Consider the following 17,283-nt stretch of genomic DNA (forward strand, 5'->3'; position numbering starts at 1 on the left):
ACTCTTGCCACTATCGATGTTTCTTACACAAACATGACAGTTATGTAAGGCACATAAGTAAAGAAATCAAAAAGTTAACGTAATGAATTAAAGTACTTTGTTACTATAACATTGGGATATCATACCATCCATTCATTCTCCTTACAGGAACATTACAATTTTGTAAGGTAAAAAATGCACCTACAAAGTTGTGCACGAAATGTCGGATGGAGCTATTTCGTTCCTGCTATTCTATGTACAGAGGAGGTCATAATATGGATTCACTTAAAAATATGAATGCTGCAATGCGCTATATTGAAGATAACCTTACGAATGAAATTGATTTTAAAGAAGTTGCGAGGCTAGCTCTTTGTTCTGAGTATCACTTTAAAAGAATGTTTTCGTTTTTAGCAGGTATATCACTATCTGATTATATTCGCTGTAGACGTCTTACTCTCGCTGCCTTTGAACTAAAAAACAGCAATGTAAAAGTCATTGATATCGCTATAAAATATGGATACAACTCACCAGATTCATTCGCTCGTGCATTTCAAAACTTGCACGGTATAACACCTTCAGAGGCCCGAAATAGTAGCCATTCTTTGAAGGCTTATTCACCAATGACCTTCCAATTATCCATTCAAGGAGGAAATGAAATGAACTATCGAATTGAAGAAAAAGAGCCCTTTCGAATTATAGGTATTACAAAACGAGTACCAATCGTTTTTAACGGTGTAAATAAAGAAATTGCTTCTATGTGGAAAAGTTTAAACCCAGAGTCTATTCAAACATTAAAGTCCCTTTCGAACATTGAACCTACTGGAATTATTAGTGCTTCTACTAATTTTTCTGAAGGAAGAATGGAGGAAAAAGGAGAACTTGATCACTATATTGGAGTAGCCACAACAAAGGATTGTCCAGAGCAATTCGCGCAACTTGAAGTCGCAGCTTCAACATGGGCTATATTTGAAGCTGTCGGGCCATTTCCTGATGCATTACAAAATGTGTGGGGGCGTATTTATTCTGAATGGTTCCCTTCTTCGAACTATGAACTAGCGGAAGGACCGGAAATATTGTGGAATGAACAGAAAGATATATCTTCTCCAAACTTTAAAAGTGAAATTTGGATACCGGTTTTGAAGAAGTGATTAAAAAAACAAAGCTGCTCTTCCCTAAAAGGAAAAGCAGCTTTATTTACATTTTCAACTCTTCTTTATAAATACTATATGACTTTATTGTTGATACGATAATACATATTAATATGATTCCAATCCCCATAAAAATATTAAATGGATCTGGAAGCAAAGCCCCGGCATATATACAAAGTGAACCTATTACAAATACCCTCGAAGCAAATCTATGTGTTTTTCTCCAAACTACAGGATTTTCTAATGTCCAGTCCATTCGAATGCCTACTAACCCGTTCGGCTTCGTTTGTTGCATGTAATTACCTAGTACAAGAAACAATGTTCCAAGTCCAAAATTAAATGCAATTGAGCCCGATGCAATATAATTAGACGCTGCTAATAGTGCAAATATGTTACATCCAAATCCGATAAAGAGAATGGCATAATTAATCGCTGAAAGAACTTTGGATTGCTGTGTAGACTTATCTTTTATGAATCCAAAAACTAGCCATATCATATAGAGCACTACCATACTACCTATCGAGAATGAACTTGCTTCTATTTTAGAAAAATATCCATCTACTACTCCTGCTGCATTATAATGGCGTGGAATTTGTTCTGGTAAATATGGCCATACAATATACCATCCAATTGCAATGCCAATAATTAAACTCCATGGTACTACGTGTCTTTTCATCCTCTCTCCCCCATAATTTTTTATTAGGCCCCTATTTCTTTTTTATAAGCAATATATGAATATCCCATCGTTAATCCTACTGCACCAATAATAATTCCAACCATTACGAAAGATTTCCACGCCACTGGTGCAAAAACACTTAAAATCATAATGATCCCCAATGCAACAAACACCTTTCCGCTAAAACGGTGCGTTTTTCTCCACACTTCTTCGTTACTTAATGTCCACGGTGTTTTTATACCTACAAAGTAGTTTGGTTTACATTGTGGTAAATAGTTTCCGATGACTATAAATAAAATACCCACTAATAATTCCGGCACGCGATTAATGAATAAATTGTATCCTAATCCACTTGTAATAATATCTATATTCCCTACAAATAGTAGCAGTAGTATCCCGTTATTCATCATCATAAAAGCTTTAGAAAACTTCTCGTAGTTCGCTTTCTTTGGATCAATCTTTGGTAACACGTTTAGAAAAATATATAAAACAATCATAATTCCAACCATAGAAAGCATTCCATACAATTTAGAAGAATATCCATCTACTTTACCGCCGCTCCAATGCGTTGCAATTGTATCCGGTAAATGTGGCCAAGCAAACGCCCAAGCTAAACAAGTTATAACAATTAATAAGATTGCAAAAAGATGCTTTTTCATTTCCCCTCTTCCCCCTTATTCGTAAATGTAAACACCCAAGTCAATAAATCTTGAAAGACCGTTGTGTTTAAAGAGTACATAACGAATTGCCCTTTCTTTTCATCTTGAATAAGTTCAGCATTTTTAAGTGCATTTAAGTGGTGTGAAATACTTGGTTTTGTCATATTGAAATGTTCAGCAATCTCACCAGCGGTTAGATCGCCTTCTTTTAATAAGTCTAAAATTTTTCGCCTTGTTGGATCTGCTAATGCTTTGAATGCTTGATTCAATGTCTTTCTTCCTTTCGATAATTAGACATTTAGATATTTATCTAAATATTAAACCAATTACCGTTATTTGTCAATTTCATCCAGCGCCCTTTTTACTTTTCTCACTTTTAACCTATACTGTTTACTAGCTTATCTTTCAACATAATGAAAAGACTTGAAACACATGATACACTATAGCTACAATTGTTTTTTTGAGGAGGAATATACATATGTATAAAATTTTAATCGTTGAAGACGATCCAAATATTTCATCATTACTGCAATCTCACATTCAGAAGTACGGTTATGAGGCTGTGGTAGCGGAGAATTTCGATGATATTATGGAATCGTTTAACGCAGTGAAACCACATCTTGTTTTACTTGATGTAAACTTACCGAAATTCGATGGTTTCTACTGGTGCCGTCAAATTCGTCATGAATCTACTTGTCCAATTATTTTCATTTCAGCGCGTGCTGGTGAGATGGAACAAATTATGGCAATTGAAAGCGGTGCGGATGATTACATTACAAAACCATTCCACTACGACGTTGTAATGGCAAAAATTAAAGGACAATTACGCCGTATTTACGGTGATTATGCACCAAATATTTCTGAACGTATCGTTGAAGTAGAAGGTTTAAAACTATTCCCTGAACGTCCAGAAATTCATTTTGGATCTGAACAAGTTCTTTTAACGAAGAAAGAGGCAATTTTAGCAGAAATGTTATTATCTAAATTCCCTCGTACAGCGAGCCGTGAAGATTTATTAGCTGCGCTTTGGGATGACGAAAGTTTCGTTGAGGAAAATACATTAAACGTAAACATTACACGTCTTCGTAAAAAGTTTAATGAGCTTGGCATTGAGAACTCTATTGAAACAGTACGTGGACTTGGATATCGCTTTAACGCAACTTGGAGTGAATAAGCATGAAGCTATTTTTACGTGATCATTTTGCATTTTTTCTACTGTACGTATTAAACTTCGGTATCATTTTCGTTCTTTATGATGCAGTAGACGGATTTCAAAATAATAAATTTTACTTCGTCGTTTTAAGTTTATACTTATTTATTTGTTTCCTCGCTTATCGTTACGTTCGCAATCGTAGAATGTACCATAGATTAAGTGAGCAACCAGAAAAAATGGAAGATGCGTTTATTGAAAGAGCAACTGCTCCGATGCCTCACGGTGTCAATGAACTCGTACGTACGCAGTACCGTCTATTCCAAAAAGAACTACAATCGTATGAAGTAAAACAACAAGAACATCAATTATTCATTAACCATTGGGTACATCAAATGAAGACACCTGTTTCTGTTATGCAGCTTATGGTGCTAGAAATGGAAGACGAGCATTTAATTCCAAAGTTTAAAAAAGAATTAGAGCGTCTAAACCAAGGACTTGATATGGCTTTATACATGGCTAGGTTAAATAACTTCCATGAAGATTTCCATGTCGAGACGATTTCATTAAAAGATACGGTAACAAAAAATATTAACGGATTAAAAGAACTATTCATTCGTAATGGTGTCTTCCCTGTTTTAGAAGTCCATTCTGATTTAAAAGTTGCTTCTGATGCGAAATGGCTAAAATTTATCATCTATCAGTTAATGACAAATGCTGTTCGTTACTCTGGGGAACGCGGAAAGAAGGTATTCTTATCTGCTTACCGAAACGGAAAAGATATTATTTTAGAAGTTCGCGATGAAGGTGTTGGTATTCCGCAAGAAGATATTCGAAGAGTATTTGAACCATTTTACACTGGGAAAAACGGTCGCGCATTCGGAGAATCTACTGGTATGGGCCTTTATATTGTAAGTAAAATTTGTGATTATTTAGGTCACTCTGTCAAACTAGATTCTGAAGTTGGTAAAGGAACGACGATTAAAATCATCTTCCACAACGCTGCAAATAATCAAGCAGAACATACGGAGAAGGTGACCGAAGCATGATCGTAACATATGCAAGCAAAATGTATGAGAACTCACTCTCATACATTTTTTGCAATACAACTACTTCTATATCTTCTAGCCGGAGGTATAATCTATGACATTTTGGCAATTTGCATTTAAAAACGTCACGCGCAACTCAAGAGCTTATTTTGCTTACTTTGTAAGTAGCTCCTTTTCCATTGCTGTGTTCTTTTCGTTTGCTGTTTACTTATTCCATCCGAAATTACAAAACTTTGACATGACCTCTGAAATTTCAGGATTAATGATATTTTCAGAAGTAGTAATTGTATTTTTCTCTTTCTTCTTTTTACTATATTCCATTGGTACTTTTTTAAAAGTTAGAAAAAAACAATTTGGTATTTTGACCATTTTAGGAATATCGAGAAAACAATTACATCGTCTTATTTTTATGGAGAATATGTTAATCGGGATTTTATCTATCTTTTTCGGCATGCAGTTTGGAGTTGTTTTTTCTCAATTTTTCTTATTAGTAACAGCCAAACTTACCCATGTTCCAGGAATATATTTATACGGGCCTACTAACGCGTTTATTTTAACAACCATTGTTTTCCTTAGTCTTTTTATCATTGTATCTGCATTCACACCAATGCTTATTCGTACAAAAAAAGCAGTACACCTTTTAAAAACAAATGGTGGAAAACAAAAAGAAAGAAAACCATCCATACTTGTTTCATTATTTGGTGCGATTTGTTTATTTGGTGGTTATGCGTTAGCTGGAAATCCTAAATATTTCGTATCAGTAAGCCCGCAAATCGGTGTTATATATATGGTTTCAAGTATTTTCGTTATCCCAACGCTTGTTACAATTGGAACATATTTCTTCTTTTCACAAATTAGTTTCTTACTTATTTATATTTTAAAGAAAAGAAGGAAGTTTTATATGAAACGGATTAATATGCTTTGGATTTCGGATTTAGCGAGCCGTATTCGAACGAATATTAATATGCTGTTTATTGTAGCGATGCTATCTACAATTGCTTTCACAATGATTACGTTTCTATATGGATTCGGGAAATTTATTAAGCTAGAGGTGAATAGAACTTCTCCTTTTCCAATTTCTTATTTTTCTTATGATGCGAACCCTTTTGTTACAGAGCATTTAAATTGGCTTGAGCAACAATTACACAAAGAGCATTTCCCCTATCAAAAAATAAAAGCTGATATATATGAAACACCACTAAAAGAAGATAAAGATATAGCTATTTATAATGACGTATACGCAATTAAGCAAAGTGACTATAACAAACTTGCAGATTCTTTACGAATGAAACAACTATTTATGGATGATAACGAAGCATATGTGCTAACAGGGACATCTTATAACACCATATTCAACGAATTTGAGCAAAGCTACAAAAGAGATTACATTACACTCTCTAGTACAAATACGAAATTACGAGTGAAAGGCTATGAGCATGTGAATGCAATTCCATCTGGCTTTTCATATCAAACGATAGTTTTGCCTGATGTTATCGTAAATAACTTACCTAGCACCGTAAAGCATATATCAGCATACAATTACAAAATTCAAAACTGGGAACAGACATATGAAATTGCTGATAATTTTATAGAAAAAGTGCAAAAAGATCGAAATAAATCCCAGTATGAAGGACCTCTTATTCGTTCCTTTGAATCAGCAGGATCGTTATACAAAATAACATCAGGCAGTGCTGCATTTTTCCTAATTGGGACCTTTTTAGGAGTTATTTTCTTCATTGGAGCTGGTAGCGTTCTTTACTTTAGAATGTATACGGATTTGACGAACGAACAAGAGAAATATATAACGATTTCTAAAATCGGTGTAACAGATACAGAGATGAAACGATCTGCAACCATTCAACTTAGTATTTTATTTTTCATTCCGTACATTATGGCATCCATTCATACAATGTTTGCAACAAAAATGCTACAAGATGTAATTGGTTTATCTCTGTTCAAAGAAGTTTCAGCCGTTCTTATTATTTTTGGATTCGTTGAAATCGTATTTTTCATATTCATTCGTTCACTTTATATGCAAAAATTATCACAATACACGAGTGGACAAAATATTTAAAACAAACTTGATGAAAAGAGTATTTCTTATGCTCTTCTCATCTTCACCCTATCAGGAGGTTCAGGTGAATGACATTTTGGCAGTTTGCATTTAAAAACGTGACGCGGAACGCCAGAGCTTATTTCGCCTATTTTGTAAGCAGTGCGTTCTCCATCGCAATCTTTTTCTCATTTGCAGTTTATTTATTTCATCCTAAATTGCATATGACAGACGTGAATTATTCTCTGAACATATTAATGACAATTTCAGAAGTTGTCATTGTGTTCTTTTCATTTTTCTTTTTACTGTATTCAATCGGGACCTTTTTAAAAGTACGAAAAAAACAGTTCGGGATTTTAACAGTACTTGGCATATCTCAAAAACAATTAAAGCGACTCATATTTATAGAAAATATGTTAATTGGTGCTCTTTCTATATTTTTTGGCATTCAACTTGGAGTTGTCTTTTCACAGTTCTTTTTATTAGTTACCGCCAAAATTACACACGTACCTGGTTTATATTTATATCCGCCTACAAGTGCTATCGTTTTAACTATCATCATCTTTCTTGGGCTCTTCATTCTCGTATCATCTTTTACACCGATGCTCATTCGTACGAGAAAAGCCGTACGTCTTTTAAAAGAAGGAACACAACAAAAAGAAAGAAAAGCATCCGTGCTCATCTCTCTATTTGGTGCGACGTGTTTAATATGTGGATATGCGTTAGCCGCAAATCCGTTGTATTTTATGTCGCTAGGTGACATCATTGGGCTTTTATACGCCGTCTCTAGTATATTTGTCATCCCATCGCTTATTGCAGCTGGAACATACTTTTTCTTTTCACAAATTAGTTTTTTACTTATTCGTATTTTAAAAACGCGAAGAACGTTTTATATGAAACGAATTAATATGCTTTGGATTTCGGATTTAGCAGCGCGCATTCGGACAAACATTAACATGCTCTTTATTGTAGCGATGCTATCAACACTCGCTTTTACAATGATTACATTCTTATACGGTTTTGGGAAATTTACAAAGTTTGATGCAATTAGACAAAACCCTTTCCCGTTTACGTATTTATCGCATACTGAAAATACATTAGCTGATGAACATTTAAACTGGTTAGAGCAGAAATTTAATGAAGGGCACTTTACTTATACAAAATTTAAAACGGATATATATGAGGTATCTTCAGCTGAAGATAACACGCAGCTCTATTACGCAATTAAACAAAGTGACTATAATGTACTTGCTAAAGCATTAAATTTGGAAAAACTCACGGTAAATAAGAATGAATCTTATATTCTTATGAAAGACTTAGATGATCAAGTTATTGGAACACTTCACAATGAAGAAAAGAAAAATACTCTTACACTTACTCAAAACAATTTACAACTACAAGTGAAAGAATATAAAAGTTATAGCCCATTCCCAAACAGCTTAATATACCAATTACTCATACTATCTGATGAAAATGTAGAAGCCTTATCCACAGTTTCCAAACAAATGAGTGTATATAACTTCAAAGTTACAGATTGGGAAAAAGCACATAATATCGGTTCATCGTTTATAACAAAAATCCATAACGATAATGTAGCAATTCAAGCAGAGCACCCACCTTTCCATGCAAGTGAAGCGAGCGATTCTCTATATAAGAAAAAACTAAATGTTGCCTCATTCTTCTTAATTGGTACTTTCTTAGGTGTTATTTTCTTTATCGGTGCTGGTAGTGTTCTGTACTTCCGAATGTATACAGATTTAACAAATGAGCAAGAAAAATATATAACGATTACGAAAATTGGCTTAACTGAGACTGAAATGAAACGTTCAGCGACAATTCAGCTTGCGATTCTTTTCTTCGTGCCTTACATTATGGCATCAATCCATACGATGTTTGCGACAAAGATGCTACAAGAAATATTACATCTCTCGTTCTTCGCTGAAATTACAGTCGTACTTATGATTTTTGGAACAGTTGAAATTTTATTTTTCCTTTTAATTCGTTCCTTTTATATGCAAAAATTATCACAACACATTAAGTTTTAAAAAGTAGAAAGGTGATTACTATGGAAGAAGTATTACACATAAAAAACGTCTCAAAAGTATATGAGGGAAAAGTCCCTCATACTGCTTTAAAAAATATAAATTTACACGTGGATAAAGGTGAATTCGTTGCCATTATGGGACCATCTGGTAGCGGGAAATCTACATTTTTAAACGTTATCTCTACAATCGATTCTCCGACTTCTGGTGATGTCGTGATTAACGGAAAAAAACCGCACACATTTCGTAGAGAGAAGTTAGCTATTTTCCGCCGCCAAGAGTTAGGATTTGTTTTCCAAAACTTTAACCTACTAGATACACTAACAATCGGTGAAAATATCGTACTACCTTTAACATTAGATAATGTTCCATTAAAAGAAATGGATGAAAAGCTTGATAACATTTCAAAAAAGCTTGGAATTGATCATATTTTGGACAAGCGTATTTTTGAAGTTTCCGGGGGACAAGCACAGCGTACCGCAGTAGCACGTGCTGTCATTCATCATCCTTCACTTCTACTTGCCGATGAACCGACAGGAAACTTAGATTCAAAAGCGGCAATTGACGTAATGGAGCTATTTACGAAATTAAATAAAGAAGAAGATGCAACGATTTTAATGGTTACGCACGATCCGTTTGCAGCAAGTTATTGTAACCGTGTTATTTTCATTAAAGATGGAGAGCTTTACAATGAACTACACCGCGGATTGTACCGTGAGAAATTTTATCAAGAAATATTAGATGTTTTAGCATTATTAGGAGGAAGACGTGGATGACATTTTGGCAATTCGCATTTAAAAATGTCTCACGTAATTCGAAAGCATATTTCGCCTACTTTGTAAGTAGTGCGTTTTCTATCATGGTTTTCTTTTCATTTACTGTATACGCGTATCACCCGCGGTTACAAAGTGTACAAAGTTTCCAAGAACGTGATCCTCTAATGAACTTAGCTAGTACAGCACAGCTTGTGATTGTTATGTTCTCGTTCTTCTTTCTCTTATATTCAATTGGAACATTTTTAAATGTACGGAAGCACCAATTCGGGATACTCACCATTCTCGGTATCTCACAGAGACAATTAAAGAGACTGTTATTTACTGAAAATATGATAATCGGGATATTGTCTATCTTTATCGGCATTCAAGGTGGACTTGTATTTTCTAACTTTTTCTTATTAGTCACTTCGAAATTAACAAACGCGAAAGGTCTCTATTTATATTGGCCAACAGAAGCGATTATCGTTACAACCGTAACGTTTATTATCTTATTTTTAATCGTTTCTACATTTACACCAATGTTTATTCGTACTCGAAAAACAACGAAGCTTATTAAGGGCGTTAACAAAGAGAAGAGCGAAAAAAAACCATCTATACTGATTTCACTATTTGCTTTAACTTGTTTAGGACTATGCTATTATATTGCTGGTTATCCGCAAGGCTACATAACGGAAAAAAATGCACAAAATGGATCTGTATTCTTAATTATGCTATCTATTTTACCGCTTGTAGTAGTTGGGACGTATTTATTTTTTTCACAAACATTTCTTCTCTTTATCTATATTTTAAAGAAACGAAGAAAGTTTTATTTAAAACAAATAAATATGTTATGGATTTCAGATTTAGTTTCTCGTACACGCAGTAATATTAATGTACTCTTTATTGTTTCTATGCTATCTGCACTTGCATTTACAATTATTATCGGGTTATTTGCTGCAAACAATAATACGAAAGCACCCATACTAGAACGATATCCAATACCATTCACCTATACATCAGAAGGTGTTAATGCATTTGAACAAAAGCATATTACTACGATTGAAACTGAACTTACAAATGCTAATTTTCAATATGACAAATATAAGTTTACCGTTTTAAAAGATACAGCTTCAAAAGAATCAATTGCCATTATGAAAATGAGTGATTATAACGCAATAGCACAGCAATTAAACAGACCAAAAATCACTCTCGATTCTTCACAAGTTTATAATATTTCTCGCTATTCACCAGTGTTATTAAATCTCGTGTCTAACCCATTTGCGAAGCAGAACACGATTACACTTGGCTCTAATAAAAAGGAATTTCAAATTAAAGGTTTTATTAATAGAGGAATTGAGCCTCCCTTTGCATTACCTCACTTAATTGTGATGCAAGATGAAGTAATTGAAAATATGATTCCTCATATTGAAACAATTACAGTCTATAACTACTTCGTGGAAAATTGGGAAAATGCAATTGTCCCAACAAAAAATATATTAAAAAGCTTAAATCATGATGCAGAAACCTTGTATGAAGCACATAAAAATGAAGAAGATTTCATTAAACCATTTTATATTTATACAGCTACGGATGAACTCGTTCATAGTAAAGGAAATGCAGTCGCTCAATTCTTTATTTGGGCATTTCTCGGCTTTATTTTCTTTATCGGAGCAGCTAGTGTTTTATATTTCCGTATGTATAATGACTTAACAACTGAAAGACAAAAGTATATTACGATTACAAAGCTTGGCTTAACTGAATCAGAAATGTTTCGCTCTGCAACGATTCAATTAGGAATTTTATTTTTCGTTCCTTATATCGTTGCTGGTGTTCACACATTATTTGCGGTTAAGTTTTTACAAAGCATGTTTTCTTTCTCCTTATTAAAAGAGACATGTATCGTACTCACCTTTTTCGGGATTATCGAGATCATTTTCTTCTTCTTAATCCGTTCTCTTTACATTAATAAATTATCACAGCATATAAAAATATGAATAAAATAGCCTTGTGCAATATGCACAAGGCTATTTTCAATAGTTTTTAATAATTAGCAGCAATATCCGCCGTAGCCGCCAGCATAACCGCCATAACCACCATAGCCACAACCGCCGCCTCCGCCGAAGCAGCTAGCACCGATGATAATTAATAAAATAAACAATACAATTAGAAGCGCAAAACCGCCTCCGCAACCATGTCTGCGGTTACAATCATCATGTCTGTGTTCACACTTTTCGCTCATTACCCTATTCCTCCTTTAGTATCATTCATAACAAGTTCACCTTGCTCTAAATGAGGGGATTCCATTTATATTATGTTTTCAGGGCGAATAGGAAGCTTGGCTTACCTAAAAACGGGCTTGTTTTAGGAATTGGGCTTTATTAAAAAGCGAATGAGCCTTATCCAGATGTAAGCATAAAACATTTGACATACTCTTAATTTCTTACTAATATTTAATTGAACGACCAATCAATTTTTTGATTATACATTCAAATTATATAAATTAGGAGTTGAATAGCATGACTGATTCTTTTATTGCAGAGGCTAGGCGTGAACAAATTATTCTTGCATGTATTGATACATTAGAAGAGGTTGGATATAACAACTTAAGCTTAACGAAGGTGGCAAAAAAGGCTAAGATTAGTACCGGACTTATTTCTTATCATTTTAATGATAAGCTTTACCTTATGAATCGCACATTACAATTTTTAGTTGCCAAGCAACATGAATTTATTAGTAATCGAGTGCTATTAGCTCAATCTGAAATAAATAAACTAGAGGCTTTTATTGAAGCGCATTTGGCTTATCAAGAAACTCATTACAAAAATAATATTGCCTTAATTGAGATTGTCTTTAATGCAAGAAATGAAGAGAACGTTCCTTATTACAGAATCGAAGACGAAGAGGAGGATGCCCTTAGAACGATGTTATTAGATATTTTGAAGACTGGTCAACAAAATGGCGTGTTTTCCGATTCTTTCCAAACCGACACATTAGCTTCATTTATTTTAGGAGCAATCGAAGAAAGAATGCTGAAGGCAAATTCATCTATATCCATAGAAAATTACTCAGATGAGCTCATAAAAATGGTGAAGAAACTCACTGTTTAAAACATGCCTTGATTAAAAAAATATATATGAAAGGATGAACTACACATGAAAAAGGCATCTGTCATTGGATTAGGTTTTTTAGAAAAATTACTTGCTATAGTAAGTCCAATCCTTTTAGGCGTTATTGGATATTTTTCACCTAAATTAATAGAGATTATAAAAAAGATTCCTCTCTTTTCTGATTCAAAAATTATAGAACTTTTAAATTTTATTAATCCCTTCTGGCTTCCTATTATCCTCATGCTAATTGGTGTTATTGCAGGAATTTTATTTTCTTTAATTATTTATAGTGAAGCTTTAAAAATGAACATTACTTCGGAAAGCATTCACGTAAATAAGGACGATCAAAAGAAACAAATCACCAGATTAAATGTAAAAGCCGTTTTTGTAGATAAGCGTCAAGTGGTTATCATTGATCAAGAAGACCGAGAATGGTTACGTGAAACATCTGACATTACCCCAAGCAAAATTAAAGATACTTTCTTAATGCACGGCTTCCCCTGGGTGGAACAAGATCCTTATAAACATGAGTATAGCTTATGGAAATTAGAGGATGAGCGATTTAATAAAAGCATAAATACTATTTTGTATGAAAGACGCAATGCCCTTCGAGAAGGAAACTCTAAAAAAAAGAAGCATTTACGCAAAGATTTGAATGAGCTAGGAGTCTTTGTCAAAGACGATGGAGAAGATCAGTATGTCCGTTCCATTAAGTAATAGAAAGCACAAAAAACGAATAAAACCTACAGAGAAATTACATTTCCTCTGTAGGTTTTATTCGTTTAAATCTGATCTCCTCTCCTAAAGAAACATATTCAACAAAAGAGCAAAACCAAATGCAATAAATGATAACAATGTCTCGAGTATCGTCCACGTTTTAAACGTTTCCTTCACCGTCAAACCTAAATACTCTTTTACAAGCCAGAACCCTGCATCATTTACGTGAGAAAACATTAATGAACCTGCACCGGTTGCAATAACGAGAAGCTCTAAATTCACACCAGACATGTGCTGAATAACTGGTGAAACAATCCCTGCTGCTGTCGTTAATGCTACTGTCGCTGAACCTGTTGCAATTCGAATTAAACCAGCTACCATGAAAGCTAATACGATTGGTGATAACGAAATATGTTCTGCCATTTGTGCAATAGCTGTTCCAACGCCACTTTCAATTAATATTTGTTTAAATCCACCGCCTGCACCAATTATTAAAATAATAGAACCGACAGGCAATAAACTTTCATCTGTTAATTTTTTAATCATCTTTTTATTAATACCTTGTTTGATACCAAGTAAATAAAATGCTGCGAAACATGAAATAAGTAAGGCGATTACTGGACTTCCTATAAACACGAAAAATTCAGTCAATTTTTTCGGTAATGAAATATATGGTGCAACTACTGATAAAATCATCAATACAACTGGTAGTAAAATAATAAAGAATGAAACTTTACGACTTGGCAAATCAGTTGAGACAGTCGTAACCCGAATAAGCTCTGGTTCATTTTCAGGTATCACCCTTTTATGTACCCACTTTGCAAATATCGGTCCTGCGATAATGGCTGTTGGTAACGCGATAATTAATGAATATAAAAGTACCTTTCCTAAGTTCGCGTTATAAATACCGATTGCTGTCATCGCCCCTGGATGCGGAGGCACGAGCCCGTGAACAATAGATAATCCTGCAATGACAGGTAACGCAATTAATAATATATTTTGCTTCGTCGTTTTTCGAATGGAAATAACAAGTGGTAATAAAATGACGATCCCCACTTCAAAAAACACTGGAATCCCTATAACAAATCCTGCAAATAACATAGCCCAAGGTAGTTTCTTTACACCGAAAAATCGAATAAAGAAATCTGCCACTTGCATACCGGCCCCTGAATCGGACATCATTTTCCCTAAAATTGTTCCGAGAGCTAAAATACCAACTAAATGCCCTAGTACACTACCAACACCAGTTTCATAGGCAGTCACTATTTTCGTTAAGTTCAGTCCAGACATGATAGCTAAAAACAAACTCGCAACTGTTAAACTAATAAATGCATGCCATTTCCACCATGATACCCCTAAAATAACAATCGCAATTGCAAGTAACGTGACGATTAATAAGTATATATCCATCTCCCATTCTCCTTACTTTATAAAAAAAGAGGGAAAATCCCCTCTTTTTTATACGTCATAATTCACTACATAATGCTGCATTTCTGTATTGTAGTAGCCTTCGCTATATTCAATTACTTCGCCAACTTCATCGTAAGAATAACGCATGCGTTTTAATAGCGCTGTCCCCTCTTTTTCACCTAGCGCTTCTGCAACGAAACTAGGCGCGAGTCCAACAGCGAATTCATCTCTGAAGTTTTCTAAATGAATACCTCGGTCTTCAACTAAATCATAAAGCGATTGCAAGTCAAAATCCGATAAATCTGAACTTGCCATTCCTGCTGAGAAATAGTGCGTATAATGAATGTACGGTGCATCATTTAACGTATATAAACGTTCAATACGAAAACTCTCCTTACCGAATAATCGAAATGGCACTGTTCCTTCTTCATTCTGCACAATTTCTGCTTTTAGCAATTTCTTCTGTACTTTATATCCTTCTTCCACTAACACTTCAGTAAATTTCTTACCCTTTGACAGTTTTGTCGCAGAAGTATTGCGGATGACTTTCGTTCCTTTACCGCTTTTCTTTTCCAAATATCCTTCTTGAGCGAGTTCTTTAATCGCATTTCGCACTGTAATTTTACTCACTTTGAACTCTTCTTCTAACTGCGGTTCGGAAGGGATATTCGTATGAATGGCATATACACCATGCAATATTCGATCACGAATAATATTTTTTATTTGCAAATATAATGGTCCTTTTTTTCTCGTTACGTTCACCGTTACACCCACTACCTTTCTACATCACCTACTGATGCCGTCATTGCCCGAAGTATATCCTTCTCTGATGACATTGGCGTATCACCGACGATTGTATGTGCTAGCATTCCAGCTGCTGACGCAAATGAAACAGCTTTCTCTGGTGCGAACTCCTTTATCTCGCCATGAATAATTCCGCTCGTATAAGCATCTCCAGCACCTATTCTATCATATACAGAAAACGTAAGTGTTTTTGCAAAAGTGAACGTTCCATCTTTACATATAAACCCGCGAAGCGAATGTGTATTATCACTGTTAATAGAGCGATGAGTACCAGCAATTGTAGCGATATGATACGTTTCAGCTACCTTTGGAATGAGATCCAGCAGCTGTGCCTCACGCTCCGTTTCTTCGGTTTTTATTCCTAAAACAAACATTGCATCTTTTTCGTTCATCATAACGATATCAGCAAGTCCCAGCATTTCTTCATAATGCGGTTTTGCCTGTTCATATCCGTCTTCTCCCCAAAGTGATGGACGATAATTACAATCAAAAACGACGGTTCCTCCGTTTTCTTTAACTGCTCTCGCTAAAGACTTCATATGATGGCGCACCGTATCATTCATCGCAAGTGTAATACCGCAAAAATGAACGATATCAATTTCCTTAGCAATTTCTTCAAATTGGTATATCTCTTCAGACGCCGTATTGAAGCTACTTTCTAGTCGATTCGAATACGTAACGCGGCTTGCACGTGCACCGAATCCATTTTCTAAAAAATACATACCTACATATTTACCACCTCTTGAAACAAGAGAAGTTTGAATTCCTAACTTTTGAATGTAAGATACAGCTGCATCTCCAACCGAATTTTCCGGTAAAGTTGAAATAAGAAGCCCTTCATGCCCTAAGTGAGAAAGTGCCGCTACAACGTTCACACCTGTACCTGAAAATGAGTAATTTAACGTGTTAGCTTGCGACAACAATTCATATCCAGGTACTTGCAGGCGCATCATTACTTCGCCGAACGCTGCAATTTTCTTACGCATATTGATCAACTAGCTTCTTCACGACTGCTAATAATTCACGCACATCTTCTACTTTCGTGTTACCAGTTTCTTTATCAATAATAGAAGAGTACACGTGCGGGATAACTTGCTCTACATTTGCCTCAAGCGCAATACGTACAATTGTTTCGAAGTTTTCTTTATCAATTCCGCCTGTTGGCTCTAATGCGAATCCTTCTTCCGCACAAGCTTTCGCAACTGCGCGATATTCTTCTTCATGGGCTAGCCCTTTCATCGGGAAGTACTTCAATGAATTTCCGCCCATATCACGTACAAGTGCAATCGCTGTTTTAATTGGAACGATTGCTTTTTCTTCTCCAGCCGCACTAATTGGGCCAGTAGAAATATTTACGTAACCTACTTTTCCTGTTGGCGATACTAAACTATTAATCCAGCTATCTTTTTCGCCAAGATTTGCACGTGTCGCTCCAACTGAAGGAAACACTTGGTTAATATGGCTACCAGGATAATGCTTCGCAATTTCAGCCACAACTGCCGCTTGGCGATTATCTCCTGCGCCTAGTCCGATTGATACAGCGTCATCAATTTCTTTTCCATATGCTTTCATAGCTGTAACAGCTTCTTCTACTGTTGGATAGTCTTTTGATAACACTCCCACTACTACATAACCTTCTGCTGCTTCAAAAATATCTTTCGCATTTTCTATATTGTTTGCCAATACATTTAATGCTACGCGGCCTTTATAAAAACGTTTTTGAATGTTTGTCAT

17 protein-coding genes are annotated in these 17,283 nt (G+C 35.0%); 9 read left to right on the forward strand and 8 right to left on the reverse strand.

The window, feature by feature from the left end; all coding sequences use genetic code 11:
- Window positions 1-254: 254 nt before the first annotated feature.
- Window positions 255-1,127 (forward strand): AraC family transcriptional regulator, encoded by an 873-nt coding sequence (locus tag GD442_RS23715; RefSeq protein ID WP_086401989.1) that lies wholly within the window; start codon window positions 255-257, stop codon window positions 1,125-1,127.
- Between the two features lie 46 nt (window positions 1,128-1,173).
- Here GD442_RS23715 and GD442_RS23720 read toward each other — a convergent pair whose 3' ends face one another.
- The 3 genes from GD442_RS23720 to GD442_RS23730 are packed head-to-tail and all read right to left on the reverse strand — an operon-like array spanning window position 1,174 to window position 2,731.
- Window positions 1,174-1,803 carry an SdpI family protein gene (locus GD442_RS23720; RefSeq protein WP_000820683.1) on the reverse strand — a complete coding sequence of 210 codons (630 nt, stop codon included), beginning with the start codon at window positions 1,801-1,803 and terminating at the stop codon, window positions 1,174-1,176.
- A gap of 23 nt (window positions 1,804-1,826) precedes the next feature.
- On the reverse strand, window positions 1,827-2,462 hold the full coding sequence (locus GD442_RS23725; RefSeq protein WP_000716355.1) for an SdpI family protein: 636 nt from the start codon (window positions 2,460-2,462) through the stop codon (window positions 1,827-1,829).
- Window positions 2,459-2,731 carry an autorepressor SdpR family transcription factor gene (locus GD442_RS23730; RefSeq protein ID WP_001070523.1) on the reverse strand — a complete coding sequence of 91 codons (273 nt, stop codon included), beginning with the start codon at window positions 2,729-2,731 and terminating at the stop codon, window positions 2,459-2,461. The genes GD442_RS23725 and GD442_RS23730 overlap by 4 nt, the downstream gene beginning before the upstream one ends.
- Before the next feature lie 209 nt (window positions 2,732-2,940).
- On the opposite strand from GD442_RS23730, the gene GD442_RS23735 reads away from it, so the two are divergent.
- The 6 genes from GD442_RS23735 (at window position 2,941) to GD442_RS23760 (ending at window position 11,505) form a co-directional block, all read left to right on the forward strand.
- The gene (locus tag GD442_RS23735) at window positions 2,941-3,636 is read left to right on the forward strand and encodes a response regulator transcription factor (RefSeq protein WP_000276738.1); all 696 of its coding nucleotides are present in this window, start codon (window positions 2,941-2,943) and stop codon (window positions 3,634-3,636) included.
- Between the two features lie 2 nt (window positions 3,637-3,638).
- Window positions 3,639-4,661 (forward strand): sensor histidine kinase, encoded by a 1,023-nt coding sequence (locus tag GD442_RS23740; RefSeq protein WP_000765341.1) that lies wholly within the window; start codon window positions 3,639-3,641, stop codon window positions 4,659-4,661.
- Between the two features lie 94 nt (window positions 4,662-4,755).
- A complete protein-coding gene (locus tag GD442_RS23745; protein WP_086401990.1) occupies window positions 4,756-6,735 on the forward strand; it encodes an ABC transporter permease in 1,980 nt (659 codons plus the stop codon).
- A 68-nt stretch (window positions 6,736-6,803) separates the two neighbouring features.
- Window positions 6,804-8,759, forward strand: coding sequence for an ABC transporter permease (locus GD442_RS23750; RefSeq protein ID WP_086401991.1), 1,956 nt, complete (start codon window positions 6,804-6,806; stop codon window positions 8,757-8,759).
- A 20-nt stretch (window positions 8,760-8,779) separates the two neighbouring features.
- Entirely contained in the window at window positions 8,780-9,532 is a 753-nt protein-coding gene (locus tag GD442_RS23755; RefSeq protein WP_000393250.1) for an ABC transporter ATP-binding protein, read from the forward strand.
- Complete coding sequence (locus GD442_RS23760; protein WP_048538812.1) at window positions 9,529-11,505, forward strand: FtsX-like permease family protein; 1,977 nt, start codon at window positions 9,529-9,531, stop codon at window positions 11,503-11,505. The genes GD442_RS23755 and GD442_RS23760 overlap by 4 nt, the downstream gene beginning before the upstream one ends.
- A gap of 53 nt (window positions 11,506-11,558) precedes the next feature.
- Here GD442_RS23760 and GD442_RS23765 read toward each other — a convergent pair whose 3' ends face one another.
- Window positions 11,559-11,750, reverse strand: a complete 192-nt coding sequence (locus GD442_RS23765) for a YjcZ family sporulation protein (RefSeq protein ID WP_001290392.1) — start codon at window positions 11,748-11,750, stop codon at window positions 11,559-11,561.
- 277 nt (window positions 11,751-12,027) lie between these two features.
- Here GD442_RS23765 and GD442_RS23770 point away from each other — a divergent pair, with 277 nt between their 5' ends.
- On the forward strand, window positions 12,028-12,618 hold the full coding sequence (locus GD442_RS23770) for a TetR/AcrR family transcriptional regulator (protein ID WP_063548889.1): 591 nt from the start codon (window positions 12,028-12,030) through the stop codon (window positions 12,616-12,618).
- 45 nt (window positions 12,619-12,663) lie between these two features.
- Window positions 12,664-13,335, forward strand: coding sequence for a YqeB family protein (locus GD442_RS23775; protein WP_000710354.1), 672 nt, complete (start codon window positions 12,664-12,666; stop codon window positions 13,333-13,335).
- Between the two features lie 84 nt (window positions 13,336-13,419).
- Here the strand turns inward: GD442_RS23775 and gntP are convergent, their stop codons facing one another.
- Genes gntP through dagF form a run of 4 tightly spaced genes read right to left on the reverse strand, consistent with a single transcriptional unit; the run spans window position 13,420 to window position 17,283 of the window.
- On the reverse strand, window positions 13,420-14,745 hold the full coding sequence (gene gntP / locus GD442_RS23780; RefSeq protein WP_086401994.1) for a gluconate permease GntP: 1,326 nt from the start codon (window positions 14,743-14,745) through the stop codon (window positions 13,420-13,422).
- 48 nt (window positions 14,746-14,793) lie between these two features.
- Entirely contained in the window at window positions 14,794-15,519 is a 726-nt protein-coding gene (locus GD442_RS23785) for a GntR family transcriptional regulator (protein WP_000539278.1), read from the reverse strand.
- Window positions 15,519-16,535 carry a sugar kinase gene (locus GD442_RS23790; protein ID WP_098213920.1) on the reverse strand — a complete coding sequence of 339 codons (1,017 nt, stop codon included), beginning with the start codon at window positions 16,533-16,535 and terminating at the stop codon, window positions 15,519-15,521. Before GD442_RS23790 ends, GD442_RS23785 begins: the two co-directional genes overlap by 1 nt.
- A complete protein-coding gene (dagF, locus tag GD442_RS23795; RefSeq protein ID WP_000181907.1) occupies window positions 16,528-17,283 on the reverse strand; it encodes a 2-dehydro-3-deoxy-phosphogluconate aldolase in 756 nt (251 codons plus the stop codon). Before dagF ends, GD442_RS23790 begins: the two co-directional genes overlap by 8 nt.

Source organism: Bacillus sp. A260, from assembly GCF_009861435.1.
Lineage (GTDB): Bacteria > Bacillota > Bacilli > Bacillales > Bacillaceae_G > Bacillus_A > Bacillus_A cereus.

What these genes read in the sequence shown, in the direction of transcription:
- GD442_RS23720 (WP_000820683.1), bottom strand. Translation starts at nt 1,803, where the DNA reads ATGAAAAGACACGTAGTACCATGGAGTTTAATTATTGGCATTGCAATT.
- GD442_RS23750 (WP_086401991.1), top strand. Translation starts at nt 6,804, where the DNA reads ATGACATTTTGGCAGTTTGCATTTAAAAACGTGACGCGGAACGCCAGA.
- GD442_RS23775 (WP_000710354.1), top strand. Translation starts at nt 12,664, where the DNA reads ATGAAAAAGGCATCTGTCATTGGATTAGGTTTTTTAGAAAAATTACTT.
- GD442_RS23765 (WP_001290392.1), bottom strand. Translation starts at nt 11,750, where the DNA reads ATGAGCGAAAAGTGTGAACACAGACATGATGATTGTAACCGCAGACAT.
- gntP (WP_086401994.1), bottom strand. Translation starts at nt 14,745, where the DNA reads ATGGATATATACTTATTAATCGTCACGTTACTTGCAATTGCGATTGTT.
- GD442_RS23790 (WP_098213920.1), bottom strand. Translation starts at nt 16,535, where the DNA reads ATGCGTAAGAAAATTGCAGCGTTCGGCGAAGTAATGATGCGCCTGCAA.
- dagF (WP_000181907.1), bottom strand. Translation starts at nt 17,283, where the DNA reads ATGACAAACATTCAAAAACGTTTTTATAAAGGCCGCGTAGCATTAAAT.
- GD442_RS23755 (WP_000393250.1), top strand. Translation starts at nt 8,780, where the DNA reads ATGGAAGAAGTATTACACATAAAAAACGTCTCAAAAGTATATGAGGGA.
- GD442_RS23770 (WP_063548889.1), top strand. Translation starts at nt 12,028, where the DNA reads ATGACTGATTCTTTTATTGCAGAGGCTAGGCGTGAACAAATTATTCTT.
- GD442_RS23740 (WP_000765341.1), top strand. Translation starts at nt 3,639, where the DNA reads ATGAAGCTATTTTTACGTGATCATTTTGCATTTTTTCTACTGTACGTA.
- GD442_RS23715 (WP_086401989.1), top strand. Translation starts at nt 255, where the DNA reads ATGGATTCACTTAAAAATATGAATGCTGCAATGCGCTATATTGAAGAT.
- GD442_RS23725 (WP_000716355.1), bottom strand. Translation starts at nt 2,462, where the DNA reads ATGAAAAAGCATCTTTTTGCAATCTTATTAATTGTTATAACTTGTTTA.
- GD442_RS23745 (WP_086401990.1), top strand. Translation starts at nt 4,756, where the DNA reads ATGACATTTTGGCAATTTGCATTTAAAAACGTCACGCGCAACTCAAGA.
- GD442_RS23760 (WP_048538812.1), top strand. Translation starts at nt 9,529, where the DNA reads ATGACATTTTGGCAATTCGCATTTAAAAATGTCTCACGTAATTCGAAA.
- GD442_RS23735 (WP_000276738.1), top strand. Translation starts at nt 2,941, where the DNA reads ATGTATAAAATTTTAATCGTTGAAGACGATCCAAATATTTCATCATTA.